1 pseudogene is annotated in these 766 nt (G+C 44.3%); it reads left to right on the top strand.

Annotation, left to right across the window (positions count from 1 at the left end):
* Window positions 1-600, top strand: a pseudogene (locus TW84_RS24745) (transposase); the annotation flags it as partial.
* Between the last annotated feature and the right edge of the window lie 166 nt (window positions 601-766).

Below are 766 nucleotides of genomic sequence, written 5' to 3'. Positions count from 1 at the left end.
AAATGTATCGAGATTATTGAGCGTTGGCGAGAACGTCTGTGGGATTTAAGCTGGTATATGAAGGAGCTTAACTACGATATTGCTTGCAAAGCGAACAAAGAAGATAGCTGCACTGGGCATTTCTGGGAAAGCCGATTTAAAAGCCAAGCTTTGCTTGATGAAAAAGCCCTAGCCGCTGCGATGGCGTACGTAGACCTCAATCCTATTCGAGCAGGCATTGCCACTAAACCCGAAGACTCAGAATTCACTTCCATCAAAGCTCGAATCGACGCCTTAAACCAACAGCAATCTACAGCCCCTTGCCTTCATCCATTTATCGGTCACGAGAGTAACTTAAAAAGAGACGGCATTCCTTTTCGATTGATGGATTATCTTGAATTAGTCGACTGGACAGCCCGTCAAATTCGGCCCAACAAAGCATCGATGAATACCAACCTGCCACCCATATTAGATAGGCTTGGAGGAGACAGAAATAACTGGCTCAAGGTGTGTACTCAATTGGAGAAATTTCACGTCACGGCGGTAGGCAGTCAAGCCAAGGCTATCATCGCCAAAACCGCCCTGAATAAGAAAAAGCTTCATTTACTCACCTTTGAGTAAGCGTCACTCGAAAGCTGTTAGAAATTCCTCCACAGCTTGATAGCTGACATGGTGTTGAAATAAACGTACCGATATTCAATAAAATACCTTCCTCAAATCCAAGTCGGCGACAATATTCCTCAAAGTTGGCCGTTTATCAACATAACCCTGAGATGATTTGGTGAGT

This window comes from Vibrio neptunius, from assembly GCF_000967495.1.
Taxonomy (GTDB): Bacteria; Pseudomonadota; Gammaproteobacteria; order Enterobacterales; family Vibrionaceae; genus Vibrio; species Vibrio neptunius.
This window is presented reverse-complemented; position numbering and strand designations above follow the sequence as displayed.